General features: G+C 58.9%; 22 protein-coding genes and 2 pseudogenes. 10 read left to right on the forward strand and 14 right to left on the reverse strand.

Annotation, left to right across the window (positions count from 1 at the left end; genetic code table 11):
- Position 1 precedes the first annotated feature (1 nt).
- The 3 genes from ACOERD_RS18880 to ACOERD_RS18890 all read right to left on the reverse strand — a co-directional run bounded on the left by ACOERD_RS18880 (position 2) and on the right by ACOERD_RS18890 (position 2,231).
- On the reverse strand, positions 2-394 hold the full coding sequence (locus ACOERD_RS18880; protein ID WP_170459220.1) for a cytidine deaminase: 393 nt from the start codon (positions 392-394) through the stop codon (positions 2-4).
- An 84-nt stretch (positions 395-478) separates the two neighbouring features.
- Positions 479-1,582, reverse strand: a complete 1,104-nt coding sequence (locus ACOERD_RS18885; protein WP_419740042.1) for a cupin domain-containing protein — start codon at positions 1,580-1,582, stop codon at positions 479-481.
- Positions 1,545-2,231 (reverse strand): hypothetical protein, encoded by a 687-nt coding sequence (locus ACOERD_RS18890; RefSeq protein ID WP_419740043.1) that lies wholly within the window; start codon positions 2,229-2,231, stop codon positions 1,545-1,547. Before ACOERD_RS18890 ends, ACOERD_RS18885 begins: the two co-directional genes overlap by 38 nt.
- Before the next feature lie 181 nt (positions 2,232-2,412).
- Here ACOERD_RS18890 and ACOERD_RS18895 point away from each other — a divergent pair, with 181 nt between their 5' ends.
- The 3 genes and pseudogenes from ACOERD_RS18895 to ACOERD_RS18905 all read left to right on the forward strand — a co-directional run.
- Complete coding sequence (locus ACOERD_RS18895; RefSeq protein ID WP_419740044.1) at positions 2,413-4,686, forward strand: NADP-dependent malic enzyme; 2,274 nt, start codon at positions 2,413-2,415, stop codon at positions 4,684-4,686.
- A gap of 268 nt (positions 4,687-4,954) precedes the next feature.
- Positions 4,955-6,844, forward strand: coding sequence for a propionate-CoA ligase PrpE (prpE, locus tag ACOERD_RS18900; protein ID WP_419740045.1), 1,890 nt, complete (start codon positions 4,955-4,957; stop codon positions 6,842-6,844).
- Positions 6,845-6,907: 63 nt separating this feature from the next.
- A pseudogene (locus tag ACOERD_RS18905) lies at positions 6,908-7,225 on the forward strand (amidase family protein); the annotation flags it as partial.
- On the opposite strand, the gene ACOERD_RS18910 reads toward ACOERD_RS18905, so the two are convergent.
- Entirely contained in the window at positions 7,212-7,370 is a 159-nt protein-coding gene (locus ACOERD_RS18910; protein ID WP_419740046.1) for a hypothetical protein, read from the reverse strand. The pseudogene ACOERD_RS18905 and the gene ACOERD_RS18910 overlap by 14 nt on opposite strands.
- Here ACOERD_RS18910 and ACOERD_RS18915 point away from each other — a divergent pair.
- From ACOERD_RS18915 to ACOERD_RS18930, 4 genes and pseudogenes are all read left to right on the forward strand, one after another.
- Entirely contained in the window at positions 7,363-9,105 is a 1,743-nt protein-coding gene (locus tag ACOERD_RS18915; RefSeq protein ID WP_419737624.1) for an IS1634 family transposase, read from the forward strand. The genes ACOERD_RS18910 and ACOERD_RS18915 overlap by 8 nt on opposite strands.
- Positions 9,106-9,219: 114 nt before the next feature.
- Positions 9,220-10,047 (forward strand): annotated as a pseudogene (locus ACOERD_RS18920) (amidase family protein); the annotation flags it as partial.
- 64 nt (positions 10,048-10,111) lie between these two features.
- Positions 10,112-11,293, forward strand: a complete 1,182-nt coding sequence (locus ACOERD_RS18925; protein ID WP_419737631.1) for an ISNCY family transposase — start codon at positions 10,112-10,114, stop codon at positions 11,291-11,293.
- An 11-nt stretch (positions 11,294-11,304) separates the two neighbouring features.
- Entirely contained in the window at positions 11,305-11,814 is a 510-nt protein-coding gene (locus ACOERD_RS18930) for an amidase family protein (RefSeq protein WP_419740169.1), read from the forward strand.
- Positions 11,815-12,073: 259 nt separating this feature from the next.
- Here the strand turns inward: ACOERD_RS18930 and ACOERD_RS18935 are convergent, their stop codons facing one another.
- Entirely contained in the window at positions 12,074-12,880 is an 807-nt protein-coding gene (locus tag ACOERD_RS18935; protein WP_419740047.1) for an NAD kinase, read from the reverse strand.
- Between the two features lie 122 nt (positions 12,881-13,002).
- On the opposite strand from ACOERD_RS18935, the gene glyA reads away from it, so the two are divergent.
- Positions 13,003-14,298 (forward strand): serine hydroxymethyltransferase, encoded by a 1,296-nt coding sequence (glyA, locus tag ACOERD_RS18940; RefSeq protein WP_170800314.1) that lies wholly within the window; start codon positions 13,003-13,005, stop codon positions 14,296-14,298.
- 70 nt (positions 14,299-14,368) lie between these two features.
- Here glyA and ACOERD_RS18945 read toward each other — a convergent pair whose 3' ends face one another.
- On the reverse strand, positions 14,369-14,743 hold the full coding sequence (locus ACOERD_RS18945) for a hypothetical protein (protein ID WP_419740048.1): 375 nt from the start codon (positions 14,741-14,743) through the stop codon (positions 14,369-14,371).
- Between the two features lie 89 nt (positions 14,744-14,832).
- Here ACOERD_RS18945 and ACOERD_RS18950 point away from each other — a divergent pair, with 89 nt between their 5' ends.
- On the forward strand, positions 14,833-15,591 hold the full coding sequence (locus ACOERD_RS18950) for an alpha/beta fold hydrolase (protein ID WP_419740170.1): 759 nt from the start codon (positions 14,833-14,835) through the stop codon (positions 15,589-15,591).
- Positions 15,592-15,600: 9 nt separating this feature from the next.
- Here ACOERD_RS18950 and ACOERD_RS18955 read toward each other — a convergent pair whose 3' ends face one another.
- The 7 genes from ACOERD_RS18955 to ACOERD_RS18985 all read right to left on the reverse strand — a co-directional run bounded on the left by ACOERD_RS18955 (position 15,601) and on the right by ACOERD_RS18985 (position 24,498).
- Positions 15,601-15,978, reverse strand: coding sequence for a rhodanese-like domain-containing protein (locus ACOERD_RS18955; protein ID WP_419740049.1), 378 nt, complete (start codon positions 15,976-15,978; stop codon positions 15,601-15,603).
- Positions 15,979-16,050: 72 nt separating this feature from the next.
- On the reverse strand, positions 16,051-17,403 hold the full coding sequence (locus tag ACOERD_RS18960) for an HlyD family type I secretion periplasmic adaptor subunit (RefSeq protein ID WP_170765951.1): 1,353 nt from the start codon (positions 17,401-17,403) through the stop codon (positions 16,051-16,053).
- A gap of 2 nt (positions 17,404-17,405) precedes the next feature.
- Positions 17,406-19,427 carry a type I secretion system permease/ATPase gene (locus tag ACOERD_RS18965; RefSeq protein WP_419740050.1) on the reverse strand — a complete coding sequence of 674 codons (2,022 nt, stop codon included), beginning with the start codon at positions 19,425-19,427 and terminating at the stop codon, positions 17,406-17,408.
- Between the two features lie 233 nt (positions 19,428-19,660).
- The gene (locus tag ACOERD_RS18970) at positions 19,661-21,178 is read right to left on the reverse strand and encodes a type I secretion protein (RefSeq protein WP_419740051.1); all 1,518 of its coding nucleotides are present in this window, start codon (positions 21,176-21,178) and stop codon (positions 19,661-19,663) included.
- A gap of 3 nt (positions 21,179-21,181) precedes the next feature.
- Positions 21,182-21,592 carry a hypothetical protein gene (locus tag ACOERD_RS18975; RefSeq protein WP_419740052.1) on the reverse strand — a complete coding sequence of 137 codons (411 nt, stop codon included), beginning with the start codon at positions 21,590-21,592 and terminating at the stop codon, positions 21,182-21,184.
- Positions 21,593-21,724: 132 nt separating this feature from the next.
- On the reverse strand, positions 21,725-24,049 hold the full coding sequence (locus ACOERD_RS18980) for a hypothetical protein (protein ID WP_419740053.1): 2,325 nt from the start codon (positions 24,047-24,049) through the stop codon (positions 21,725-21,727).
- Positions 24,046-24,498, reverse strand: coding sequence for a hypothetical protein (locus ACOERD_RS18985; protein ID WP_419740054.1), 453 nt, complete (start codon positions 24,496-24,498; stop codon positions 24,046-24,048). The genes ACOERD_RS18980 and ACOERD_RS18985 overlap by 4 nt, the downstream gene beginning before the upstream one ends.
- On the opposite strand from ACOERD_RS18985, the gene ACOERD_RS18990 reads away from it, so the two are divergent.
- The gene (locus ACOERD_RS18990) at positions 24,491-26,233 is read left to right on the forward strand and encodes an IS1634 family transposase (protein ID WP_419737624.1); all 1,743 of its coding nucleotides are present in this window, start codon (positions 24,491-24,493) and stop codon (positions 26,231-26,233) included. The two genes, ACOERD_RS18985 and ACOERD_RS18990, sit on opposite strands and share 8 nt — an antisense overlap.
- A 107-nt stretch (positions 26,234-26,340) precedes the next feature.
- Here ACOERD_RS18990 and ACOERD_RS18995 read toward each other — a convergent pair whose 3' ends face one another.
- The gene (locus ACOERD_RS18995; RefSeq protein ID WP_419740055.1) at positions 26,341-26,619 is read right to left on the reverse strand and encodes a hypothetical protein; all 279 of its coding nucleotides are present in this window, start codon (positions 26,617-26,619) and stop codon (positions 26,341-26,343) included.
- Positions 26,620-26,896 lie beyond the last annotated feature (277 nt).

The raw sequence follows: 26,896 nt of genomic DNA on the forward strand, positions 1-26,896 counted from the left end.
GTCAGCTGTCCTGCATATGCGAGGCGTCAAATGCGCCGGGCAGAAGCTGTCCGATCGTGGTTTCCAACTCGGCGCCGTCGGTAGTCGCCAAGGTGACCTTTACATCCCGCGCGCCGAACTCGGCCAGTTTCTGACGGCAGCCACCACAAGGCGGCACCGGCTGCGGGCTTTGGGCAACGACATAGACCTCAGCCAGCTCGGTCTCGCCCGAAGCGACCATGGCGGCAATTGCGCCTGCCTCGGCACAGGTGCCTTCGGGATAGGCCACGTTCTCCACATTGCATCCAACATAGAGCGCCCCCGAGCCCGACAGGATCGCCGCGCCCACCTTGAAGTTCGAATAAGGCGCATGGGCGTTTTCGCGGACCTTTAAGGCGGCATCTTTAAGCGACATGGCGATTCCCCATTTTTTGATCAGCTGGTCAGAAATTCGGACCCTACCGGAAAACCAGGGGCGAATAGAAGCCCCACCGCGCATTTATTCAAGCACCGTCTTGAACACCCCCGGCAAGGTAACCTCGAGCAGTTCCACGTCGTCAGAGGGCTGCGACAAGCGTGTGCGCATCCCCGGTGGTATCACAAAGGCATCCCCTTGCTCCAGTTGATAGGGGACACGGCCTTCGCCCTCCAGAGTGACCTCTCCGTTCATGACGAAGGTGAAATGGATGTCGGTGTCGTGGCTGGACCAGACCGGATCACCCTGCCCGCGCCGAACGACCTGAACACCGGCGACGCCTTGGGTGTTCTCGGCAATCGTGGTGTCGCGGCAGATATAACCCGGCAGTCGGAACGGCACCCAATCCGCATCTTTCGCCTGATTGTAGACAAAACGTTGCCCCTGCCATTCCCGGTCAGGGCGCAGATGCGGCGTCGGCAGTTCCATCTCGTGATCTATTTCGGTGACATGTTCGGCCGGAACGCCAATCTCGATCACCTGCACATTGTCCGAGGCTTCCAGCACGCGATGGCGGATTTCCGGCGGTTGGATAAAGCAATCCCCGGCGGTCAGACGCAATTTGTCGCCCTGATCTTCGTAAACGACATCAACCCAGCCATGTATGCAGAAGATCAGCTGAAACCCGACCTTATGGAAATGCACCATATCCGGCACAGGGCCGCCATCGGGGATGCGAATGTGACTGGCAATGATCGACCCGCCCAAACGATCCGGCACCAGATCTCGATAATGCATCCCAGCCCGTCCGATGATCCACGGCGCCTGATCCTTGAGCCTGCGCACCACAAAGGAATGTACAGTTTCAGGCATCACCAGAGGGGGATCGAGGTCCTCGATTTCGATACGCGTTCCATTCGGAGCTACCAGAACCCGATCCCCATTGGCAAAACCCTCAGGGTTCTCGGTCAGAATACGTAAAGTGCCGGGGGTTTCGGGCGCATCCTTCTCGATCCGCACCCTTAGGCCATGGCCGGAAAAAACGGCAGTTCGAGGATCGTCAGCAGGATAGATCATATCCATCTGCATCCCCAAAACCTTGGTGTAGAACGGAATATCGTCGCGCAATTCCTGCGTAGGCAAACGGATTTCAGCGCGGGTGTTCGCCGCGTGCGCTGTCTGGGTCATGCAAGCTCTCGTCAGTCGGTTCTTTCGGCCATCCGATCAGAACCGACGCCAGAATGCCAATCGAAAAATACATCTCGAGCGTTTCTTCCAGAACAAACAGCCGCGTCTTCATGACCGAAGACATCGTGGCCTCATACAGGCCCGAGATTTCTTCGAGTCCCTGCGCCACAACTGCTGCAAGTCCGGCAAGCACAAAGATCGCAAGGAAGGGCGCCTGAACCCTGACCGCCCGCCACGCGTTGGGAATGCCATGCCATAGCACGCCCCCCAGCACAACCACCGCCAGGGCGACACGCACAAGCGTCATGTCCAGCAAACCGTCCAAGCCGCTTAGCACCGCGAATGGCACAGAACCTTCCGCGTAAATATCCGCCTCAAGCTCGCGCTCTGACAGAAGCAGGCACCCCACGCCGATGTAAAGCCGCGCGAGGCCTCGGTATTTAACCAAAGCCACAACCCCAGCCATGAACAAGCAAGCCGCCGAGATCGTCTCGATCAATCCTCCTTCCTGATTGAACACCTCAGCCTGCAATGGGAACAAGGCGATACACCCGAGGATCAGAGCCGCAACGCCCAGCGCAGCCCAGAACCAGACCTGGTCCACCCCAAAGCGGAAACGGGATGGCGTGAACACCTCGGAAGATGTCATTTTGAGGTCGTTGGGCATTTTGGGGTCTCAGAGCAATTCGCAGGAGTTTGCGGTTTGTAAAAATTTTGCGACAATTAATCAAGGAAACGGTCGGGTTTTGCCAAGCTTCAGACGCGGCATAGCCAAGTCGAAAAAAATAGTTTAAGGCTAAATCAAATTTTGCAGGGGAGCTTTACCGCCGATGTCTGACACACCCAGCTTGCGGCAGGCCGCGCTTGACTATCACGCCCATCCCAAGCCCGGAAAACTTGAAATCAAGGCCACTAAGCCGATGGCAAACGGCCGAGATCTTGCCCGCGCCTATTCGCCCGGCGTGGCCGAGGCCAGTCTTGAGATCAAGGCCGACCCCTCGAACGCGGAGCATTACACCGCACGCGGCAACCTTGTGGCAGTGGTGTCGAACGGAACCGCTGTGCTGGGGCTGGGCAATATAGGCGCGCTGGCTTCGAAACCGGTGATGGAGGGCAAAGCCGTCCTGTTCAAGAAATTCGCCGGGATCGACTGCTTTGACATCGAGGTCGACCAGCCCGACCCTGAAAAGCTGGCCGATGTCGTCTGTGCGCTAGAGCCGACCTTTGGCGCTATCAACCTTGAGGACATCAAAGCCCCCGATTGCTTCATCGTCGAAAAGCTATGTCGCGAGCGCATGAACATCCCCGTTTTTCACGACGACCAGCACGGAACCGCCATTGTTGTCGGGGCCGCGGCCCGCAACGCGCTGCACGTCGCTGGCAAGAAGTTCGAGGATATCAAAATCGTCTCGACCGGTGGCGGAGCGGCCGGGATCGCCTGTCTCAACATGCTGGTCAAACTTGGCGTCAAACGAGACAATATCTGGCTGTGCGATATTCACGGGCTGGTCTATGAGGGTCGTGCCGAGGATATGAACCCGCACAAAGATCAGTTCGCCCAGAAATCCGACCTGCGCACCTTGGACGACGTGATTGGCGGGGCCGATCTGTTTCTGGGCCTGAGCGGCCCGAATGTTCTGACGCCCGAGATGGTCGAGAAAATGGCCGACCGCCCGATCATCTTCGCTCTGGCCAACCCGACGCCCGAAATCCTGCCCGAAGCCGCGCGCGAGGTCGCACCGGATGCGATCATCGCGACCGGACGCAGCGATTTTCCCAATCAAGTCAATAACGTGTTATGTTTCCCCTTCATCTTCCGGGGCGCATTGGATGTTGGCGCGACCGAGATCAATGACGAGATGCAGATTGCCTGCGTCGAAGGTATTGCCGAACTGGCTCGCGCCACTACCAGCGCCGAGGCCGCCGCCGCCTACAAGGGCGAACAGCTGACCTTTGGCCCGGACTACCTGATCCCTAAACCCTTCGACCCTCGCCTTGTGGGGATCGTATCTTCGGCGGTCGCCAAGGCCGCAATGGAGAGCGGCGTTGCCAAACGCCCGATCAAAGACCTTGAGGCCTACAAGGAAAAGCTGAACCAGACCGTCTTCAAGTCTGCCCTGCTGATGCGCCCAGTGTTCGAGGCCGCCGCAGCCTCAAGCCGTCGGATCGTCTTTGCAGAGGGCGAGGATGAACGTGTATTGCGCGCTGCACAGGCCATCCTTGAAGAAACGACCGAAACTCCGATCTTGATTGGCCGCCCCGAAGTGATCGAGGCACGTTGTGAGCGTCTGGGTCTGGTCGTCCGTCCCGGCAAAGATCTGCAGATCGTGAACCCAGAAAACGACCCGCGCTACTACGACTATTGGAACTCGTACCACCAGATCATGCAGCGCCGCGGCGTCACCCCTGATCTGGCCAAGGCGATCATGCGCACAAATTCCACCGCGATTGGCGCAATCATGGTTCACCGCGGCGAAGCCGACAGCATGATCTGTGGCACGTTCGGCGAATACCGCTGGCATTTGAATTACGTCGAACAGGTTCTGGGTACCCCTGACCTGCGTCCACATGGGGCTTTGTCGTTGATGATCCTCGAGGACGGCCCTCTATTCATCGCCGACACTCATGTAAGGCAATTGCCGAATCCGGCGGAACTAGCCGAGATCACGCTGGGCGCAGCCCGCCACGTTCGGCGTTTCGGGCTTGAGCCCAAGATTGCCTTCTGCTCGCAGTCGCAATTCGGCAACCAGGCCGAAGGCTCGGGCAAGCGACTGCGTGAGGCAATTGCCATTCTGGACAGCGAACCGCGCGACTTCACCTATGAAGGCGAGATGAACCTGGACACGGCCCTCAACCCCGAACTGCGTGAACGCATTTTCCCTGCCTCGCGCCTCAAAGGTGCCGCGAATGTCCTGATCTTCGCGCATGCAGATGCCGCAAGCGGCGTGCGCAACGTTTTGAAGATGAAAGCCGACGGAATCGAAGTTGGCCCGATCCTGATGGGCATGGGCAATAAGGCACATATCGTGACCCCTTCGATCACCTCCAGAGGCTTGCTGAACATGGCAGCAATCGCCGGCACGCCCGTAACCCACTACGGCTAGAGCGGCTAGATCAACACCAGACATCCTGTGGGTGTCTGGCTGTCCGACTCAACCAATACCCTTTGCACTCATAAATTTGCAGGTTTGCAAAACCCTATTTTGAACCTGCTAAATTCCATAAAATCTTGAGGTTTGCAAAAATTTGCAGGCTGTTTTCGGCCATCCTGCAAATATTTTGCGATAAACTGACGCGCCGTCACTCGCGCCGCTTGCCCACTGCCCTATCGCTGCCTAACAACAATTGCAGTGATTTTGGGAGGAGGGCCTGATGGCATATCAAGACGTTTACGATGGCTGGAAAAACGACCCCGAGGCGTTCTGGATGGATGCCGCCAAAGGCATTGATTGGGTCTCGGCCCCCAGCAAAGCCTTGTTCGCCGACAACGCCCCTCTGTTTGAATGGTTCAGCGATGCGCAGGTAAATACCTGCTGGAACGCCGTCGACCGCCACGTGGAAAACGGGCGCGGCGAACAGACAGCCATCATCTACGACAGCCCAATCACCCATACCAAACGCGAAATCTCGTATGTGGAGCTGCGGAACCGAGTGGCAACGTTGGCAGGTGCGCTGCGCGCAAAAGGCGTTGAAAAGGGCGACCGTGTCATCATCTACATGCCGATGATCCCCGAAGCGCTCGAAGCGATGCTGGCCTGTGCCCGTCTGGGCGCGGTGCATTCGGTGGTGTTCGGCGGCTTTGCCAGCAACGAACTGGCTGTGCGGATCGATGATGCCAAACCCAAGGCCATCATCGCCGCCTCCTGCGGGTTGGAGCCTGGTCGCGTGGTGCACTATAAACCTCTGCTGGACGGCGCCATCGACCTAGCCAGCCACAAGCCCGAGTTCTGCGTCATCTTCCAGCGCGAACAGGAAGTGGCACAACTGATCGAAGGACGCGACTTCAACTGGCATGGCTTCCAATACGGCGTCGAACCTGCCGAATGCGTGCCGGTCGCGGGCAATGATCCGGCCTATATCCTCTATACCTCAGGCACCACGGGCGCGCCCAAAGGCGTTGTGCGTCCGACCGCCGGGCATCTGGTGGCGCTGAACTGGTCGATGAAAAATATCTACAACGTCGATCCGGGCGATGTGTTCTGGGCCGCCTCGGATGTGGGTTGGGTCGTTGGCCACTCGTACATCTGCTATGCCCCGCTGATCCACGGCAACACCACTATTGTGTTCGAGGGCAAACCTGTCGGCACCCCCGACGCGGGCACCTTCTGGCGGGTCATCTCCGAACATAACGTGCGCAGTTTCTTCACCGCCCCCACCGCGATCCGCGCCGTCAAGCGTGAAGACCCAAAGGGCGAAATGATCGGCAAATACGACTTGTCCGGTCTGCGCGCCATGTATCTCGCAGGTGAACGCGCCGACCCCGATACCATCACCTGGGCGCAGGATGCGCTGAACGTTCCGATCATCGACCACTGGTGGCAAACCGAGACCGGTTGGGCCATTGCAGGCAACCCGCTGGGAATCGAGGAACTGCCCATTAAACTGGGGTCTCCGGCCAAGCCAATGCCGGGCTACGACGTTCAGATCCTCGACGAAGGCGGCCATCCGCTGAAACCGGGTGAGTTGGGCGCGATTGCGGTCAAGCTGCCGCTGCCTCCGGGCACTTTGCCAACACTTTGGAACGCCGAAGAGCGGTTCAAAAGCTCGTACCTGAACCACTTCCCCGGCTACTATGAGACCGGCGATGCCGGCATGATCGACGAGGACGGTTACCTCTATATCATGGCGCGCACCGATGACGTGATCAACGTGGCTGGCCACCGCCTGTCAACGGGCGGCATGGAGGAGGTCCTGGCCGCCCACCCCGACGTTGCCGAATGTGCCGTGATCGGTGTGTCGGACCAGTTGAAAGGCCAGATGCCGGTGGGTTTCCTGTGCCTGAATACCGGTGCCGACCGCGACCATGCCGAGGTATCGAACGAAGTCGTCAAGATGGTCCGAGACAAGATCGGCCCGGTGGCTGCCTTTAAACTGGCTGTGGTGGTGGACCGCCTGCCCAAGACCCGTTCTGGCAAGATCCTGCGGGGCACCATGGTGTCGATTGCAGATGGCAAGGAGTACAAGATGCCCGCGACCATCGACGATCCCGCTATTCTGGACGAGATCAAGGACGCGTTGCAGACGATTGGCTACGCCCAGTAACGCGGGCCCCCTCTTGCAACCTGGAACATGCCCCTTACTGTCTTGCTAAGACAGTGAGGGCCCATGACTCAAAGCAAAATCTGGCAACTCAGCGCCACTGAGCTGACCACCCTGACCCGCAACGGTGACCTGAGTGCTGAGGACGCTGTCGCATCCTCCATCTCTCGCATGAATGCCGTCAATCCCGATCTAAATGCTGTGGTCGAGGATCTGAGCCAGCAGGCCTTGAAACGCGCGCGCGCCTTGGATCAAGCACGGGCAGCAGGGGCACCGACTGGGCCGCTGCACGGGGTGCCGATAACCATCAAGATCAATGTCGATCAAAAGGGCCACGCGACGACAAACGGGGTCGTGGCGCTGAAAGATGTTATCGCCCCTGATCCTGACTTCCGACCTTTTTGTTGATCTGACTGGGTTTTTGGTTTGTTTTCAGGTGTGGTTGCTCAGAGGCGCGTTGTAGTGCCCCATTATTATAAAAAGTATTGACATGGGCCTTCAGATGGCTAACCTCTTCGCCCATGTTCATCCGCACCAAACATGACGCAAAGCTCAACCGCACACGGATCCAGATCGTTGAATCCGTCCGCACCGGCTCCAAGGTACGCCAGAAGATCCTGCGCCATGTGGGTGTGGCCCATAACGACAGCGAGATTGAGGATATCAAGCGTCTGGCGGGCCGCTTGATGGAGCAATTACGCATTGATCGCTCGCCGCAAATGGAACTGTTCACGCCCACGGAATATGCCGATCTGCAGGCGCTGGTGCGCCGCGCTCCGCGGCCGGACAAGCTTGGCGTTGATCTTGCCGAGTGCCGTGAGGAGGCGCGGGTCTCTCTGGGTCTGCGGGATGTCATGGGGACGATGTATGACCAACTGGGTTGGGGGGCCCTTCTGGGGGCGGCGCGTAAAAGTGCCAATCGCATTGTGAAAGAGCTGGTTATGGCGCGGATCGCACAGCCCGAGAGCAAGCGCGCGACCGTGGAGGCGTTGGAGAACCAGGCAGGCATCACGCTCAATCTGGACGTGGTCTATCGGAGCATGGATTACATCAATACGCCGGTGATAGACGGGATTTGCAAAACCTCTCACGCGGCGGCAGAGAAGTTGCTGGGCGGGCCAGTGACCGTGCTGTTCTACGATTGCACGACCCTGGCCTTTGACACCGAGCGCGAGGACCCGGCCGAGGATGCGGACGGGGTCGAGCAGGATCATCTTCTGGCCAAGGGCTTCAGCAAGGATGGCAAGCATCACCGCGCTCAGGTCATGCTGGCGCTGATCGTCACCTCCGATGGGCTGCCTGTGGGCTATGAACTCTTCCCGGGAAACACCTGGGAAGGTCATACGCTGGAAGCTGCGCTGAAGGCGTTGGAGGGACGCTTCGACGTGGCCAGGGTCACGTTCGTGGCCGATGCCGCCATGCTCAGCAAGGACAACCAGCAGATGTTGCAGAACAAGGGTCTGCCCTACATCCTCGGCTATCGCATGAAGTCCGCCCCGGCCGCCGTGAAGGCGAACATTTTGAGCCCGGAGGGACGCCAGCCTTGGGCTGGACACGGTTCTGAAGAGGCAACCGAGAAGGGCTGGTACAAGGTGATCGACCAGGAGGGAGCGCGGGTCATTGTGACCTGGTCACCCACCCGGGCACGCAATGATGCCCACAAGCGCGACAAGGCAATCGAAAAGCTGCACAAGAAGCTCAAGCGCTCTCGCAAACCCGGCAGCTTCAGCAGCCGGGGATATGGCCGCTTCCTGGCCTTCCCCGACAGCGGGGACGTCACGCTGGATGATGCAAAGATCAAGGCAGCGGCACAATGGGACGGGCTGCATGCCATTGTTGTTCATGGTGCGGACGAACTGGAGGCACAGGACGTCATTGCCCGCTATCACCAGTTGTGGGAGATCGAAGCCTGCTTCCGCACCAACAAGCACGATCTGAAAATCCGGCCCATCTATCACTGGTCGCCGCGTCGGGTCCGGGCCCATATCGCCATCTGCTACATGGCCTTCTGCTGCCTGCAGCACCTGCGCAAGCATCTGGACCTGCTCGGACACCCGATGAGCCCGGCTCGTATCCGCAACGAGTTGAACGCATTGCAGCTCTCGATCCTGCGCCACAAAGGCACCCCTGACCGCTACGGCATGCCAAGCCATGCCACGGTCGATGCCAGACGCATCCTCACCTGCGTCGGCCTGACCTGGAACGAAGCCCCTTTCAAGATACCCCCCGGGCGCACCCGAAAAACTGGCCAGACCAAAGCCTGAGCTCCCTCAACACTCCGAAACAATCGCTGGCGAAAAAAGTCCGTGTAGTGCCTTTTGGCAACCAAGGCATAATAATATCAATGACTTATACGAAAAAATGTCGGAAGTCAGGAAAAGGGCCACGCGACGACAAACGGGGTCGTGGCGCTGAAAGATGTTATCGCCCCTGATGACGCGCCTGTTGTATCGAACCTTCAAAACGCCGGTGCCATCGTGATCGGCCGGACCAACACGCCCGAGTTTTCCTTCCGCGCCGACACCGATAATCCGCTTTATGGACGCACGCACAATCCCTGGGGTCGGCATATCTCAGCCGGAGGGTCATCGGGCGGTGCCGGGGCGGCGGTCATGGCCGGTATTGGCGTTTTGGCGCATGGCAATGACATTGGCGGAAGCCTCAGGTTTCCGGCTGCCGCCAACGGAGCAGTCACGGTCAAACCCGGCCTTGGTCGCGTTCCCGCCTGGAACCCCAGCCAAACGACTGAGCGCGGAATACTTGCTCAATCCATGTCCGTTCAGGGTCTGATCACCCGGTCCGCGGCTGACCTGTCCCTGTCGATGCCCAGCCTGATCGCCCCAGACCCGCGCGACCCGTTTCATGTTCCTTTGCCATGGCGAGGTGAGGCTTTGGACGCCCCGATCAAAGTGGCCTATACCAAAAACACGTTCGGATACGCCCTTCACCCAGAGGTCGAAAAGGCGCTGGACACTGCGCGCGATGCGCTGGTCGATGCGGGCTATCAGGTCGACGAGGTCGATCCTCCTGATGTCTTCGAATGCGGTCGCATCGGATACCGAACATTGATGGGTGAGGTTCTAACCCTTCTGAAATCCGATATCCAGGCGGCCGGTTCCCAAACCATCCAAAATATCTTCGAGGTCTATTTTCAGGAATTTCCACCCATCGTCGAGACTGAACTGCTGCGAATGTCGCTAACACGCGATATGTCCGGTGTATGTAACATGCGATCTGTCCGGTTCTATTCTGTCTCTGAGAGGAGGCGTTATGAACCGAGCAGAAGTGTTACAGGAAGTTCGACTGATGAAGTTTGAAGATGTGTATTCGCGGCGAAGCGCGAACAAGCTGACGCAAGAACAGGCGGCTGAGATACTGGGTGTATCCGTGCGCACCGTCAGGCGTTGGGAGGATCGATTTGAGGCGGATGGTGCAGAAGGTCTGTACGACCGTCGGCTTGGCAAACTGGCCAACAATCGTGTTGCCACGGATAAGGTCATGGAGATGCTTGAACTGTTTGATACCAAGTACTGGGATTACACGCCGAAGCATTTCCACGAGAAGCTGGTGGCCCACCATGGTTTCACACAGAGCTACAACTGGGTGCGGCTTACACTGCAGCGCCACGGCCGGGTTCAGGCAGCACCCCGACGAGGTGCCCATCGGCGCAAGCGGCCCCGCCGTCCGATGGTTGGCATGATGTTGCATCAGGACGGCTCCAGCCATGAATGGGTTCCGGGTCAGTGGTGGGATCTGATCGTCACCATGGACGATGCCACCAACCGGGTTTATTCGGCATTCTTTGTCGAGGAAGAAGGGACGATGAGCAGTTTTCAGGGGCTGACAGAGGTGATCGAGGCGCAAGGTCTGTTTTGCTCGCTCTATGCCGATCGGGGCTCTCATTACTGGCATACGCCCGAAGCGGGCGGCAAAGTGGACAAGGACAATCTGACCCAGGTCGGGCGCGCCTTGCAGCAACTCGGCATTGAGCTGATCCCGGCCTATTCACCGCAGGCCCGTGGACGGTCTGAACGCATGTTTGGCACGTTCCAGAACCGATTGCCGCAGGAACTGCGGTCCCATGGGATCACAACCATTGAAGAGGCCAATCAGTTCCTGAAAGAGGTCTATCTTCCCGAACACAATGCCCTGTTTGCAAAGGAGCCGGAGGATACGACCTCGGCCTTCGTGCCGTTTACAGGCAATGTGCGCGACACCCTGTGTGTGCAGGAAGACCGCGTCGTCGGCAACGACAATACGGTGCGCTACAAGGGCCTGGTCATGCAGATCGCGGCAGACAGGCACCGTCATCATTTCGTCAAGGCGAAGGTCAGGGTCCACGAATACCCCGATGGTCAACTGGTCATCTTCCACGGCCCGAGATGCATTGGCCGCTACCAGCCTGACGGATCACCCATCACACAGGAGGATAGCAAACACAAAGTCGCGTGACCCGCTTCGACGTGGCGCGAACGCGGTGGCCCAAATCTACGGTCGCCTACGGCTCCCTCCGAATTGGGCCACCGCGCAATCAACTGAAGCGGACAATTGGCATGTTACCTACACCGGACAATTCAGAATGTTCTCGACAGACTGAACTGCTGCGAATGCTCGCCAAACGAAGCCACTATGCCCGTGAGTGGTCCCTCTTCCTTGAAGACTACCCTCTGGTCCTGTCTCCCTTCTTACCTCAACCCTTTTTCAAACCGGACCGCGACACCGAAGGGGCCGAGGGCGTGCATGAGGTTCTCGGCTGCGCGGTCTATTCCTATGCGATGAACTTCCTTGGCCTGCCTGCCGCCTGCGTTCCGGCAAGACTGGCAGAATTGCCCAACGGCCTGCAGCCCATCAATGTTCAGATCGCAGCGCGTCGTTGGCGTGAAGATCTGGCAGTCGATGCGGCGGCGGCGATCGAGGCGCGGGTCGGGCAGATGTGCAAACCTCTTTGGGAGCGAATGACCCGCTCCGACTGACCCCCCCAAAAAAATCGACCCCGGGTTTTTGTGCCCGGGGTCCGCTTGCTTAAATATGCCTGGATTTCAGATAACGAGCGTGGCACCACCCACCCTCGCCAGCGCAAAAAATGCGCAAGTATGTCGAAAACGCTGTTTGGTGGCCACTCACTCCCACCTAAGCGTGTTCTCCAGGCAAGATCACATTACCTATTGCATGCTCACTCGCATGTGAACTTGTTCACACAAGGAAAAATTATTTTTCAAAACTGACGAAATTCTAAGTGAATTGTTCAGAAATCAGGCGCTCTTCAAGGCCATGTCCGGGGTCGAAAAGAATGCGATGGGTGATTTCGGATTCCGAGCAGATCTCGACCCAATCAATGTCAGGAAAGGAAATTGAATCAGCATCGGCCATCACCGGGCGTTTTTTGGCATCCAGCACGTCTATGCGAACTGTTGCGGTTTTGGGCAGCAAGGCTCCGCGCCACCGACGGGGCCGAAATGCCGCGATCGCGGTCAAGGCCAATACATCCGCCCCGATCGGCAAAATCGGACCATGGGCCGAGTAATTATATGCGGTCGATCCCGCAGGCGTAGACAGAAGCGCGCCGTCACAGACAAGTTCTCCCATCCTTTCGCGGCCATCGACGCTGATCTTCAGACGCGCCGCTTGCGGACCTGCGCGCAACAGTGACACTTCATTAATCGCCAGCGCTTCATGCAGTTTCCCGGATTGATCCATGGCGCGCATGGCCAGAGGATTGATGACCTCCACCTCGGCGTCATCGAGACGTTCTAAGAGATCAGTGTCAGAATAGGTGTTCATCAGGAACCCAATGGTCCCGCGGTTCATCCCGTATACCGGCGCATCGAGGTGCTGCATGTTCTTGAGCGTGCGCAGCATGAACCCATCGCCACCCAATGCCACCACCACATCCGCATCGCGCGGCGCGGCGTTTCCGTATTTGGCGACCAGGACCTCGCGGGCTGATTGCGCGACGTCAGCCTCGCTTGCGAGAAAAGCGATTCTCTTTTTCATTTTTTCCGGTTTCCGGTGCTGCACATTTGGTTCCGAAACAAACATACCTTTCCCCAATAGGCCAGAGTTGACGCCCACGCCGTGCAATTCGTCGCTTTAAAGCTGTTGCCTCGGTAGGGTTTCCGATAGGAAATCCGCAAGCAATACCCCAGACATGTGGAGCTATCATGAACGCCAATCTCCGTGACACAGGTTTTTTCACCCAGTCTTTGTCGGACCGTGATCCTGAGCTTTTCGGCTCGATCACGTCCGAACTGGGCCGTCAGCGCGACGAGATCGAGCTGATCGCGTCGGAAAACATCGTCTCTGCCGCCGTGATGGAGGCGCAGGGCTCGGTGATGACTAACAAATACGCCGAAGGCTACCCCGGTCGTCGCTACTATGGCGGCTGCCAGTTCGTCGATATCGCCGAAAACCTGGCCATCGACCGCGCGAAAGAGCTGTTTGGTTGCGGTTTCGCCAACGTGCAGCCGAACTCGGGCAGCCAGGCGAACCAGGGCGTGTTCCAGGCGCTGATCCAGCCCGGCGACACCATTCTGGGCATGAGCCTGGATGCCGGTGGTCACCTCACCCACGGTGCCCGCCCGAACCAATCGGGCAAGTGGTTCAACGCCGTACAATACGGTGTCCGCAAAGAAGACAACATGCTCGACTACGATCAGGTCGAGGCGCTGGCGAAAGAGCATAACCCTAAGCTGATCATCGCAGGCGGCTCGGCCATCCCGCGTCAGATCGACTTTGCCCGCATGCGCGAGATCGCCGACATGGTTGGCGCCTATCTGCACGTGGACATGGCGCATTTCGCCGGTCTTGTGGCCGCAGGCGAGCATCCCAGCCCCTTCCCGCACGCGCATGTCGCGACGACGACAACCCACAAGACCCTGCGTGGGCCTCGTGGGGGTATGATCCTGACCAATGATGAAGATATCGCTAAGAAAGTGAATTCGGCGATCTTCCCCGGCATTCAGGGTGGCCCGCTGATGCATGTCATCGCAGGTAAAGCCGTTGCCTTCGGCGAGGCTCTGCGCCCCGAGTTCAAGACCTATATCAGCCAAGTCATCACCAACGCGCAGGCGCTGTCGGATCAGCTGATCAAGGGCGGTCTGGACACGGTGACCCACGGCACCGACACCCATGTGGTGCTGGTCGACCTGCGCCCCAAAGGTGTGAAGGGCAACGCGACCGAGAAGGCTTTGGGCCGGGCGCATATTACCTGCAACAAGAACGGCGTGCCGTTTGACCCCGAGAAGCCGACCATCACCTCGGGCATCCGTCTGGGTTCCCCAGCCGGCACCACACGCGGCTTCGGCGAGGTCGAGTTCCGCCAGATCGCGGACTGGATCATCGAAGTGGTCGACGGTCTGGCCGCCAATGGCGAAGACGGCAATGCCGAGGTCGAGGCCAAGGTCAAAGCCGAAGTCGCCGACCTCTGTGCCCGCTTCCCTATCTACCCGAACCTCTGATTCTTCTCGGATAGAAAATAAGAAAACGGCGCCAGACATGGCGCCGTTTTTCGTTGCAATAAAGTTTGAGTCAGATGTACCCGCGCCAACGCAGCACAATCATCGCCACTGCTGCCAAAGCGATCAGACCCAACGCGACCGAACCAAGAAAGCTCAGAAACCATCCCAGTCGACGGTCCGCCAAGTTGATCGCATTCAGATGGCTCTGCACCTCATCCGAGGCTTTCTCAAGCTTCGGCCCGTCCAGAACTAGACGCAGTTTCGGATGTTCTGCCATCGGTTCGGCTTGCGCCAACACCATCGCCTGCTTGTAGACTTTGCGCGGCAAACGTCGCTTGGCGCGGCGAACCGAGGCGATCAGCGTCTTGTCCTTGACCCCCAGTTTCTTACGCAGCAACTGAATGGTCTGCGCGATCTGGGTCTGGATATCGGTTTCCTGGGTCATCTGCGCCTCCTGACGGGACAACTTAACCGCCTTGTACTGGAGCGACAATGGGGCTGGTTGTTCGGTGCAGTCGCGCGTATCACATGACTATGCTGAATACGATCATCCATGGCGACCCGACGGACACCCCACCCCTGTTGATTGCGCACGGGCTTTATGGCTCGGCCCGCAACTGGGGCGTCATCTCGCGACGTCTTTCCGACGAGCGGCAGGTGATTGCCGTCGACATGCGCAACCACTCTCAGAGCCTGTGGAGCGACCAGCACGACTATCCCGATCTCGCGTCCGATCTGGCGGAAGTGATCGAGAGCCTTGGTGGATCAGCCGATGTGGTGGGGCATTCGATGGGGGGTAAGGCCGCCATGATGCTGGCTTTGCAACACGGGGATATGGTTCGCAAACTGGTGGTCGCCGATATTGCGCCGGTGACCTACGGCCATAGCCAGATCCAGTTCATCGAGGCGATGCGCGCGGTCGACTTCTCGCGGGTCACGCGCCGGTCGGACGCGGCGGAACAGCTGGCAGAGCAAGGGGTTGATCCGGCTTTGCAGAGCTTCTTCACCCAATCGCTGGATATCGAGGGGAAACGCTGGCTTCTAAACCTTGATGCTCTGGCATCCGAGATGCCCAAGATCATGGGGTTCCCAGAAATAAACGCCCATTGGGGTGGCCCAGCGCTGTTTCTGGTCGGGGCCAATTCCGATTATGTTCTGCCCGAACACCGCGACAAGATCAAAACCCTCTTTCCCGCCGCGCGCTTTGCCAAAATCCCGGGGGCAGGGCATTGGTTGCATGCCGAAAAACCCCGTGAATTTGAGGCCGCCGTCCGGGCCTTCCTGAACGCTTAACCTACGCCTCTAGGCGGACACAGTCTCGCCGCCGCCATTGACCCAATCCGCAAGGCCGCCAAGGTTGTAAACCTCGTCATAGCCCATATCCTTGAGGAGCTTCCCTGCCAGCGCCGCGCGCCCTCCCGCGGCGCAATAGAGGATAACGGCCCGGTCTTTGCGCAACTCGGGGTCATGGGATTTCAGGGTGTTATCGGCACGGAACTCAAGCATGCCGCGCGGGATGTGATGCGCGCCGGTCGCACGACCTGATTGCTGAAGCTCGACCACGTCGCGGACATCCAGCAGAAGCGCTCCGCCCTCGATCATCGCCTTGGCTTGATCCACTTCGATGCGCGCGACCACCGCATTGGCCGCTTCCATCATGTCCTTCACTGTTAGTGGCATTTGCACCGCCCCCTTTTCGCCTACACATGCGAGGATTAGCATGCGACGACGGGTTGGTGTAGCCAAATCAACCTATTGCTCGCGAAATGCCCGAGACATGCTGTCTGAGACTGGTTTGGCGATATAGGCGGCAAAAGTGCGTTCTTCGGTCTGGATCATGATCTCGGCCGGCATACCCGGAGTGGGCACGAACCCCCGGACGCGTTTCAATTCCTCAGGTGTCAGGGAAATGCGCGCCAGATAGACCTCTTGCGGGACGCCTTGGGAATCCTCGACCAGCGCATCGGCTGAGACATAGAAGACCTGACCGCTCAGAACCGGGGTTGTGCGCTGATTGAGCGCGATCAGGCGCACCGTCGCGTCCTGGCCGGTGACGACGCTGTCGATCTCGGTGCGGGGAATCTGAGCCTCGATAATCAGCGGAGCGTCGGCAGGCAGGATCTCGGCGATAGGCTCGCCGGTTTCGATCACCCCGCCAGGCGTGTGATAGTGCAGGCGTACAACTGTCCCGGTGACGGGCGCACGCACGACCGCGCGGGCCAGAACGCTGCGGGCTTGTCGGGATTTCTCACGCACACTTTCAAGGTCGGCTTCTATCACACCCAACTCATCCAGCGCAGCCTCGCGATAGGCTGACCGGGTGCGGGAGATCTGTTCTTCGTATTTCAACAGCATCTGGTTGATCTCGGCTGCTTCGGCCTGCAGGCGGGCCTGCTGACCATCGGCCTCGGCCTGAACGCGGCGGATCGTATTGAGATCGCCTTTGCGCACCAATCCTTTTTCGAACAAGGCTTCCTTTGTCTCGAACTCTTCTTGCAGGATCTCCGAGCGTCTCTGCATGCTCTTCAACTGTGCCTCAAACCCGCTGGCGCGGATCCTTAAGGCCTCCATGTTGCGCGCCAGAAGCGCGACATCGTTCAGCAGCGTTTTGCGCGAGACATCAAAGCTGAGACGTTGGCCATCGAGGATCGTCATCACCTCAACATCATTTGATGCATCGATCAGGTCGGGGGAGAAGTTGAGCTTTTCGCGCTCGCCATATTCCGCCAGCAACCGCTCGGTCATGGCTTGCAGGCGGATCTTGCGGATAAACAGCTCTCTCTCATTTGCCTCGGCCGAGGTCTGATCCAGCGTCATCAGGACCTGACCGGCCTGCACGGCCTCACCTTCCGAGACTTTGATATCCTCGATAATCCCCCCCTCAAGGTGCTGAACGATCTTGTTCCGACCGGTTGCGACAAAGCTGCCCTGCGCGATAACGGCCGCCGCCAGTGGCGCACTGAAGGCCCAGACGCCGAAGCCGCCGAAGCATACGACAAGCATCACGAACCCCACCACGATCAGACGATTGATTGAGCGCGGAACCTCGGAATACCAGACTGTCGGCTCGGACGGAGACGTGTTGACGGGTACGATATCGTTCATGATCAGCCCCCCTGCTGGCCTTCGATGCCGGGTTGTTTTCGTGGCGCATTCAGTTGCTGCAGCACCTGTTCACGCTGGCCGAACAAGGCGACGCGCCCGTCGGTCAGCAGCATGATCTTGTCCACCACATTCAGAAGCGTTGGCTTTTGCGTAATCACAACGACTGTGATCTTGCTGTCCTTTGCCTGCGCAATCGCCCGTGCCAGCGCCTGATCCCCCGCCACGTCGAGGTTCGAGTTCGGCTCATCCAACACCACCAGACGCGGGTTGCCAAAGAAAGCGCGCGCTAAAGCAATGCGCTGTTTCTGCCCTCCCGACAGGGGCGATCCATCAGCGGCGACAACGGTTTCATAACCCTGCGGCAGGGTTGCGATCATGTTGTGGACATCGGCCAGAACAGCAGCGTCGTGGATTTGTTCGTCGGTCGCGTCCTCTCGCATCCGACCGATATTGTCCTTGATGGTGCCGGGGAACAGCTGCACATCCTGCGGCAGGTAGCCGATGCTTTCACCAAACTGGCGCGGGTCCCAGTTGCGGATGTCCATCAGGTCCAGCCGCACACTGCCCGAGGTCGGCAGGATCGAACCCACAAGCGTCTTGCCCAGCGTCGTCTTGCCCGCGCCGGAATTGCCGATGATCGCCAGCGTTTCACCGGGATTAAGTGCGAATGTGATACCGTTCAGAACCACGCGTTTGGTCCCTCCGGGAACGTAAAGTAGGCGTTCAACATCCAGCCGACCTTCGGGACGCGGCAAGCGCAGTTTTTCGAACTGAAGCGCGGAATTGGACAGGAGCGCGTTGATCCGCCCATACGCCCCGCGGGTAAGAAGAAAGCCGTTCCACCCTTCAATCGAGCCTTCGATGGGCGCAAAGGCACGCCCGGCGATAATCGAGGCTGCAATGACCATGCCTCCGGTGATCTCACCTTGCAGGGCCAGAAATGCGCCCCACCCCAGGATGGCGATCTGGGTCAGCAGACGCACGGCCCGCGAAATAGCCGCGAAGATCACATTGCGATCCTGCGCGCGCACCTGCCATGTCAGCGATTGCGCGGTGTCGCGGCCCCAGATCCGAACGGCCTCGGGGATCATCGCAAGCGCGTTGATGATCTGACTGTTGCGCGACATCGAATCCAGATGCTGGTTCGCCATGGACTGGGCTTTGTTCGCCTCGGCAAACGGTTTCGCGGTCGTTTTCTGGTTGATCAGCGCAATCGTCATCAGCAACAGGGCCGTTACGACCACGATCATGCCAAGCTGCGGATGCACCAGAAAGATCATCAGGATGAAAAGAGGTGCAAAGGGCACATCCAGGAATGAGATCAGCGTACCCGAGACCAAGAAACCGCGTACCTGCTGCAGATCCCCAAGGGTCTGATACTCGCGACCATTGCCGTGCAATGAGGCATGGGCCGCAGCGCTCAGCACGGGGGCGCCCAGCCGCGCGGCCACTTCGACCGCCGTGCGCATCAGCATGAACCGACGGACCGCATCAAAGGCCGCTTGAAAGATCACCGCTCCGGCAACGATCGTGGTCAGCATGATCAGCGTATCTAGGGACCGGCTGGTCAGGACCCGGTCGCTGATCTGAAAAAGGTAGATCGGAATGGCGAGGATCAGAATATTGGTGGCGCAGGTCAGCACCAGAACGAACACCAGATTGCGGTAGATCGCGCGCATCGAGACCCGCAATGTGCGCCGGAAATCCTCGGGCGGGGTTCGCTTGTGAAAGGTGTGGGGTGGCCCATTGCCGTCACCACCGCCGGACTTGGTCGGCGGCAACGGCTCGTTTGCCTTGGCCTCAATCGTAGTGCCTATGCGATCCCCACCATCTGTGCGCGCAGAGGGGATCTTACGCGCTTTGGGTATGTTGGTGTCAACAGGATCAGAGGCCTCGGCTTCGGCCACCCCAGCGCCGCCACCTTCAGAGGTCGTATCTTGCGAAGGTTGCGGCTGTTCGCGCCGAAGGGGAGAATCGGCGCGGTGAGTGTTCTTTGGTTCTGCAGTACAAGACTTAGCTGCCATTTGCTCCTCGCCCCGCGACGCGTCTGGCGTATCGACGCGAAGCGCATCATGCAGCAGAAGCAGGGCTGAATCTTTGGGTTCTTGCGGCGTATTCGATCCCTTTTCGGTACGCGGCGCCTCGGACACGGCAACGCCGCCATTTCGATCCAAAGGGCTGGAACAGATGGAGCGGCGCGACGAAAACACAATCGACATAAACTAACCTTCCGGTCACTCGCTATAATTACAGGAAATCAGGCCAGCATGGACTGCAGGCCGTCGTCAGCGCCCGCCATCTCGGTCGGGGCTGTTTGTTTGGCGACGGTTTCGTGGATCTTGGCCAGCTCGCTATTGGCCTCTTCCATCAACACGGCGATGGCATCATTTGTCAGCTCAGAGACGCCCTCCTGATCCGGCACATCATACAGGCTGGCCTGATGCAGGAGCAGATCGGAATAGGTTTCCTCAGCCGCCATCACCACCGAGTCGATCCCAGCCTTGGCAACATTTGCCGCATTCAACAGGGCATTGCTGCCCGCGATGATTTCCGTCTCGGCCGCCTTGGGCCCAGACACGTGCACATCGTCCTGATCCAGCAGCATGGTAACCTGTTCCATGATGTTGACCTGCAGCAGATCGCCCTCGATTTTCAGGGCACGGATCTGCTCCATCCCTGCGAACATGGGATCGTTGAGCAATGCGTCCTCAAGCGCGTCCATGTCTGCTTCACCCAGCGCCATGGCATTAGCCATATCCTGGTGCAGCTCCTGGTGGCTGACCTCACCCGTTTTCGACACCGAGGCCTCGTTCATGACAAGGTTTTCATCACCCTGCGCCGAGATCGAGCCGCCGGTTACGATATCGTCATCCATCAACACGTTGGTCTGGAACAGCATATCGACCGAGATCATGTTGCCACCGATCATGATCACATCATAGTAGCTGCCCAACTGGACAATCTCGGTGACGTTGACCATCTGGTTGTCACCCATCGCATAGAGCGTCGTGCTGGCCGAGATTTCGGTCTGGATGTGGTCGATATCCGTGGCGTCGATCTCTTGCTTGATGAAATTCGCAACGACCAGATCGCCACTGATCCAATCGACTGAGGCAAAGGCGGGTTGCCCTTCGCCCCCCTCGGCCTGGTTCAGCCAATAGGCGGCTTTCGCCTCAACACTGACCGAGGCTGACTGCACCACCTTGGTTCCGCTGCTCCCGCCTTGTTCGATCTGGTCCCAGTCGGAAATCACAGCGACCTGGCTGATCACGGTCAGATCCATCGCCTTGCCGCCCACGGCTATATAGGGCGCATCGATCCAGGCAATCGTTGCCGCCACTTCGTTGACCGCAAGGTTACCGCCCGCGATGACCATATGGCCGTCCGCAAATTCTTCATCATCCGAGCGGTCCCATTCTACGGGCAGCATATCCGGCGTTTCGGTTTCCTCATCTGGTTGGTGATAGGCGGGAAGGAGATCATCCCATTCCAGGGCCTCTTCAACCTTTTCGCCGTTTATGATCACACCAACGGCGTCTTCGCCGTGGAACTGGTGAACCGTGACACCTTCGATATTGGAGTTCATCGGGTTCACGATCTGCTCGGCGATCTCAGAGAGCAGTTCAAGCGACGCATAGTCGGCCAACGCAAAGGACGGCGCCGCCACCGCATGGAATGTCAGCGCGGCCTCGAGCATGCCCTGCCCCGCACTGATCAGGGCCTCAACGTCGCGGAACGCCCCTTCTCCGACGACGTCATTGTCGCGCAGGAACAATGTCTAGAACGTGTAAGTGACTGCTGATCCAATCAGTTCGTTCTGAAACTGGAACAGCATCAAAGGCGGTGCTTCCGACGGACCCAATGCCGCCTCGCGTACCGCCTCAGAAGGACCCTCCGGTGGGTCGAGGAAAATGTTTGTCTCATAGTTCGGGCCGTTTGCCGGGGGTGGTGGCGGCAGCTCGGCCGGAGGTGTGTTGAATTTGAAAGGGATCGGGGCATAATCGCCCGGATCGGCCTTCAACGTGGCCTTGACCTCAATTCTCGTGGGATCTGACAGATCTTCAAGTTCGACTTTCCGCCTAAGCGCGGTGAACTCTTCATACTGGTCTCTCAATCGCCCTTGTTCGATTGTCAGCTCAAAAGTTCCAACAAAATGTGCAATCGTTTCAGTAATGCTGTCGAGGGACATATTAAGGTTCCTTGTCACCCGCGACGGCCGAAAATTTCCGCTTTGGGTTTGCTAAGCCGGGGCCACGTGTCGCGCCCCCGGCGGTTTTGAAATAAGCTCGGGCTCTGAAAATGGCAGAGCCCGAAACGGGTCTTAGACCTCGGTATCGTCGCTGGCGTAGGACGACGTCATCGAGCCGCCCACCATGGTCGTATCGACCGAGTTACCAAGGACGTTTGCGCCCATGACGATCGACTGGTTGAACGCCGCCGTATCGACAACAGCCGCGGCCGAAGCATAGGATTCGCCGTTCACGATGCCATCGCCACCGTTGTCGGAACCCCAGGTACCGGCGTTTCCGCCTGCACCACCTGCGCCAGAATTGGCGCCCGAGGCTTCGCCACCGGTATTGGTTGCACCATTTGTCATGCCGCCGGTCGAGCTTCCCATGACCGCGCCGCTGGTACCGCCAGCCGCTGTGGCCGCTCCACCATAGCCGCCGTCACCGGACATTGCCGATCCCGTCGCGCTGCCGGTTCCAGTCGAGGTCGCATCGTTGTCAGCAGACCCCGCGCCGCCATACCCGGCAATCGCTTCGGCCAGACTGTCAGCGGTTCCATCGGTGTCAGCTTCTGCAAACACCTCATTGTCACCACCATCGCCAGCAGTGTTGGTCGCATCCGCGGATCCAGCACCACTACCGGTCGATGTCGACGTCGGCGAGGTCATACCACCTGCGCCACCAGTACCTTCGGCAGTCGATTCACCGGTTCCGGTTGCTTCGGCCGTGCCATCGGTCGCATTGCTGCCACCGGCTCCGCCCGAACCATCGGGTGTTTGCAGGTTGTTGGTCGCACCTGTTACGTCGCCCGGGCTTTGCGAGATGTCAGGACCGGTCGCAGACTGGTCGCCAACGCCTTGCGCGTCCGAACTTGTGTCGACGCGGCCACCGCCTGCGCCACCGGCACCTGCACCGCCTGGGCCATTGCCGCCCATGCCCATGCCGCCAGTGCCTGCACCGCCAGGACCGTTACCGCCAGCACCTGCACCACCGGGACCATTCCCGCCAGCACCCGCGCCACCAGGGCCATTGCCGCCAGAACCGGCTCCGCCGGGTCCATTGCCGCCCGCTCCAGTACCACCGGGACCGTTGCCGCCCGAGCCTGCTCCGCCAGATCCAGCGCCGCCGGTTCCGGTTGCATCTCCAGCTGTGCCGCCACCGCCAGTTGTCGGATCAGGATCGGCCAGATTCAGGCCAAGACCAAGGTTCTGCTGGTTCAGGGCAGACAGGGCACCTTCGGCTGTACCTGACGTACCACCGGGACCTGCACCACCTGGGCCTGCACCGCCCGGACCATTGCCACCGGAGCCCGAACCACCCGGTCCGTTGCCACCCGTGCCAGTTCCGCCCGGTCCGTTGCCACCTGTGCCCGAACCACCCGGCCCGTTGCCACCGGTGCCGGCTCCGCCTGGCCCATTGCCGCCAGTCCCGGCACCGCCCGGACCATTGCCTCCGGTCCCATTACCACCGGAGCCGCTACCGCCCGGACCGTTGCCGCCATCTGCGTCATTGGCACCCAATGCGCCAGAACCCGCGATGCCCGCAGCATTGTTACTACCTGCGGTCGCGCCGTTGGCCTGATTGCTACCAGAGCTTGTGTTATCGGCACTGCCGCTGGATTGCGCATTACCACTGCCAGCATTCGAGCCTTGTGCGGATGCATCTGTTCCTGCAAGACCAAGGCCGGTTCCTAGCGAGCCAGACGTATTGTCGCCGCCGTTGGCGTTGCCGTCAGCGTTCGAACCAGACAGGCCAAGACCCAAGCCAAGACCAAGAGATCCGGCCGCGCCACCTTCTCCGCCATTCCCGGAGCCACTTGCGCTGGACGACCCGGTATTATTCGCGGTCGAGTTGCTGTTGGCATTGCCGCCTGCTGCGCCAGTACCAGTGCCATCCGCATGCGCACCGGACAAGCCGAGACCGAGGCTGCCGTTATGCGCCTCGCCCGAGCTTGCGCCCGCACCACCGGTTGCCGCGCCGTTCGCATCTCCGGAGTGGCCACCGAGGGCCATCGAAGTGCTGCCATGGGTATCACCCCACGCATCACCGCCATGGCTGGTGCCACCGCTGCCAGACGCTCCACCATCGGACGATGTGTCGATACCCTCTTCTGCAGTCGCGGTGCCGCCATTGGCATCACCATTCTGTTCGAACGTACCGGAGTTGGACACGGTCGCACCGTTCAGCGTGTCATTGTCCGTCAGGCTGGCATACTGGTTGTTGAACGAGGCCATGTCATTGCCTTCGCCGTTCAACGAGAAGTCCAGGTTCAGATCGTCGCCCGGATCATAGTTCACGTCGTCTCCGGCCGTGATCACGTCGCCGGTCGAGGCATCATCGGCAATTTCCACATCGACCTTGTCATCGTCGCGCGGGATCCACTCACCTTCACCAAAGTCGATATCGACCCGGTTCACATTGTCATTGGTGCTGTTGCCATTGTCGCGAACGGTATTGCTGTCGTTACCACCATTGGTGTTGCTGTCATTACCACCGTTCGTGTTGCTGTCGTTTCCGCCATTGGTGTTACTGTCGTTGCCACCATTGGTGTTGCTGTCGTCACCGCCGTTTGTGTTGTCGACAGACTGTTGTTGTTGCTGTTGCTGCTGTTGGGCGTTTTCAGCCATCTCCATTTCAGGATCTTCAACACCCGGGTCTTCAACGACCGGGTCCATGTCTTCGACATCAATTTCTTCGACGGTTGTGACTGGGGATAGAATTCCTGACTTCCGACCTTTTTGTTGATCTGACTGGGTTTTTGGTTTGTTTTCAGGTGTGGTTGCTCAGAGGCGCGTTGTAGTGCCCCATTATTATAAAAAGTATTGACATGGGCCTTCAGATGGCTAACCTCTTCGCCCATGTTCATCCGCACCAAACATGACGCAAAGCTCAACCGCACACGGATCCAGATCGTTGAATCCGTCCGCACCGGCTCCAAGGTACGCCAGAAGATCCTGCGCCATGTGGGTGTGGCCCATAACGACAGCGAGATTGAGGATATCAAGCGTCTGGCGGGCCGCTTGATGGAGCAATTACGCATTGATCGCTCGCCGCAAATGGAACTGTTCACGCCCACGGAATATGCCGATCTGCAGGCGCTGGTGCGCCGCGCTCCGCGGCCGGACAAGCTTGGCGTTGATCTTGCCGAGTGCCGTGAGGAGGCGCGGGTCTCTCTGGGTCTGCGGGATGTCATGGGGACGATGTATGACCAACTGGGTTGGGGGGCCCTTCTGGGGGCGGCGCGTAAAAGTGCCAATCGCATTGTGAAAGAGCTGGTTATGGCGCGGATCGCACAGCCCGAGAGCAAGCGCGCGACCGTGGAGGCGTTGGAGAACCAGGCAGGCATCACGCTCAATCTGGACGTGGTCTATCGGAGCATGGATTACATCAATACGCCGGTGATAGACGGGATTTGCAAAACCTCTCACGCGGCGGCAGAGAAGTTGCTGGGCGGGCCAGTGACCGTGCTGTTCTACGATTGCACGACCCTGGCCTTTGACACCGAGCGCGAGGACCCGGCCGAGGATGCGGACGGGGTCGAGCAGGATCATCTTCTGGCCAAGGGCTTCAGCAAGGATGGCAAGCATCACCGCGCTCAGGTCATGCTGGCGCTGATCGTCACCTCCGATGGGCTGCCTGTGGGCTATGAACTCTTCCCGGGAAACACCTGGGAAGGTCATACGCTGGAAGCTGCGCTGAAGGCGTTGGAGGGACGCTTCGACGTGGCCAGGGTCACGTTCGTGGCCGATGCCGCCATGCTCAGCAAGGACAACCAGCAGATGTTGCAGAACAAGGGTCTGCCCTACATCCTCGGCTATCGCATGAAGTCCGCCCCGGCCGCCGTGAAGGCGAACATTTTGAGCCCGGAGGGACGCCAGCCTTGGGCTGGACACGGTTCTGAAGAGGCAACCGAGAAGGGCTGGTACAAGGTGATCGACCAGGAGGGAGCGCGGGTCATTGTGACCTGGTCACCCACCCGGGCACGCAATGATGCCCACAAGCGCGACAAGGCAATCGAAAAGCTGCACAAGAAGCTCAAGCGCTCTCGCAAACCCGGCAGCTTCAGCAGCCGGGGATATGGCCGCTTCCTGGCCTTCCCCGACAGCGGGGACGTCACGCTGGATGATGCAAAGATCAAGGCAGCGGCACAATGGGACGGGCTGCATGCCATTGTTGTTCATGGTGCGGACGAACTGGAGGCACAGGACGTCATTGCCCGCTATCACCAGTTGTGGGAGATCGAAGCCTGCTTCCGCACCAACAAGCACGATCTGAAAATCCGGCCCATCTATCACTGGTCGCCGCGTCGGGTCCGGGCCCATATCGCCATCTGCTACATGGCCTTCTGCTGCCTGCAGCACCTGCGCAAGCATCTGGACCTGCTCGGACACCCGATGAGCCCGGCTCGTATCCGCAACGAGTTGAACGCATTGCAGCTCTCGATCCTGCGCCACAAAGGCACCCCTGACCGCTACGGCATGCCAAGCCATGCCACGGTCGATGCCAGACGCATCCTCACCTGCGTCGGCCTGACCTGGAACGAAGCCCCTTTCAAGATACCCCCCGGGCGCACCCGAAAAACTGGCCAGACCAAAGCCTGAGCTCCCTCAACACTCCGAAACAATCGCTGGCGAAAAAAGTCCGTGTAGTGCCTTTTGGCAACCAAGGCATAATAATATCAATGACTTATACGAAAAAATGTCGGAAGTCAGGCGTTACCACCATTGGTGTTGCTGTCATTACCACCGTTCGTGTTGCTGTCGTTTCCGCCATTGGTGTTACTGTCGTTGCCACCATTGGTGTTGCTGTCGTCACCGCCGTTTGTGTTGTCGACAGACTGTTGTTGTTGCTGTTGCTGCTGTTGGGCGTTTTCAGCCATCTCCATTTCAGGATCTTCAACACCCGGGTCTTCAACGACCGGGTCCATGTCTTCGACATCAATTTCTTCGACGGTTGTGACTGGGGATAGAATTCTACGGTCAGACATATTGATTTCCACTCTATTGGCGCACCTGACCACCATTCATCTCAAAGGTGGTTACCTGTGCGGTTGAAACAAAAATCCGCACGGTATGCCTAAGCGCATATCCCTGCGGTCTGTTGGTTCCGAGCTTTCTGCACCTCCTTTCCCGGCTAAGCCGACGTCCCCGCTGAAAAGAGATTCGCGAAAATGCACGAAAAGCGGGCGTTAAAGGAAAAACCTTCGCAATCTGAAGTAGAGGAAGCGTCGCAGCCTTTGACAAAGCTGCCAAGCTATCGAAAAG

The organism is Ruegeria sp. (genome assembly GCF_965199275.1).
Taxonomy (GTDB): Bacteria; Pseudomonadota; Alphaproteobacteria; order Rhodobacterales; family Rhodobacteraceae; genus Ruegeria.

Bases quoted from the DNA above. Each gene is read 5' to 3' on its own strand.
- ACOERD_RS18955 (WP_419740049.1), bottom strand. From the start codon at position 15,978: ATGCCACTAACAGTGAAGGACATGATGGAAGCGGCCAATGCGGTGGTC.
- ACOERD_RS18945 (WP_419740048.1), bottom strand. From the start codon at position 14,743: ATGACCCAGGAAACCGATATCCAGACCCAGATCGCGCAGACCATTCAG.
- ACOERD_RS18895 (WP_419740044.1), top strand. From the start codon at position 2,413: ATGTCTGACACACCCAGCTTGCGGCAGGCCGCGCTTGACTATCACGCC.
- ACOERD_RS18995 (WP_419740055.1), bottom strand. From the start codon at position 26,619: ATGTCTGACCGTAGAATTCTATCCCCAGTCACAACCGTCGAAGAAATT.
- ACOERD_RS18910 (WP_419740046.1), bottom strand. From the start codon at position 7,370: ATGAACATGGGCGAAGAGGTTAGCCATCTGAAGGCCCATGTCAATACT.
- ACOERD_RS18915 (WP_419737624.1), top strand. From the start codon at position 7,363: ATGTTCATCCGCACCAAACATGACGCAAAGCTCAACCGCACACGGATC.
- ACOERD_RS18890 (WP_419740043.1), bottom strand. From the start codon at position 2,231: ATGACATCTTCCGAGGTGTTCACGCCATCCCGTTTCCGCTTTGGGGTG.
- ACOERD_RS18925 (WP_419737631.1), top strand. From the start codon at position 10,112: ATGAACCGAGCAGAAGTGTTACAGGAAGTTCGACTGATGAAGTTTGAA.
- prpE (WP_419740045.1), top strand. From the start codon at position 4,955: ATGGCATATCAAGACGTTTACGATGGCTGGAAAAACGACCCCGAGGCG.
- ACOERD_RS18885 (WP_419740042.1), bottom strand. From the start codon at position 1,582: ATGACCCAGACAGCGCACGCGGCGAACACCCGCGCTGAAATCCGTTTG.
- ACOERD_RS18985 (WP_419740054.1), bottom strand. From the start codon at position 24,498: ATGAACATGGGCGAAGAGGTTAGCCATCTGAAGGCCCATGTCAATACT.
- ACOERD_RS18990 (WP_419737624.1), top strand. From the start codon at position 24,491: ATGTTCATCCGCACCAAACATGACGCAAAGCTCAACCGCACACGGATC.
- ACOERD_RS18880 (WP_170459220.1), bottom strand. From the start codon at position 394: ATGTCGCTTAAAGATGCCGCCTTAAAGGTCCGCGAAAACGCCCATGCG.
- ACOERD_RS18965 (WP_419740050.1), bottom strand. From the start codon at position 19,427: ATGGCAGCTAAGTCTTGTACTGCAGAACCAAAGAACACTCACCGCGCC.
- ACOERD_RS18975 (WP_419740052.1), bottom strand. From the start codon at position 21,592: ATGTCCCTCGACAGCATTACTGAAACGATTGCACATTTTGTTGGAACT.
- ACOERD_RS18960 (WP_170765951.1), bottom strand. From the start codon at position 17,403: ATGAACGATATCGTACCCGTCAACACGTCTCCGTCCGAGCCGACAGTC.
- ACOERD_RS18935 (WP_419740047.1), bottom strand. From the start codon at position 12,880: ATGTTTGTTTCGGAACCAAATGTGCAGCACCGGAAACCGGAAAAAATG.
- glyA (WP_170800314.1), top strand. From the start codon at position 13,003: ATGAACGCCAATCTCCGTGACACAGGTTTTTTCACCCAGTCTTTGTCG.
- ACOERD_RS18950 (WP_419740170.1), top strand. From the start codon at position 14,833: ATGCTGAATACGATCATCCATGGCGACCCGACGGACACCCCACCCCTG.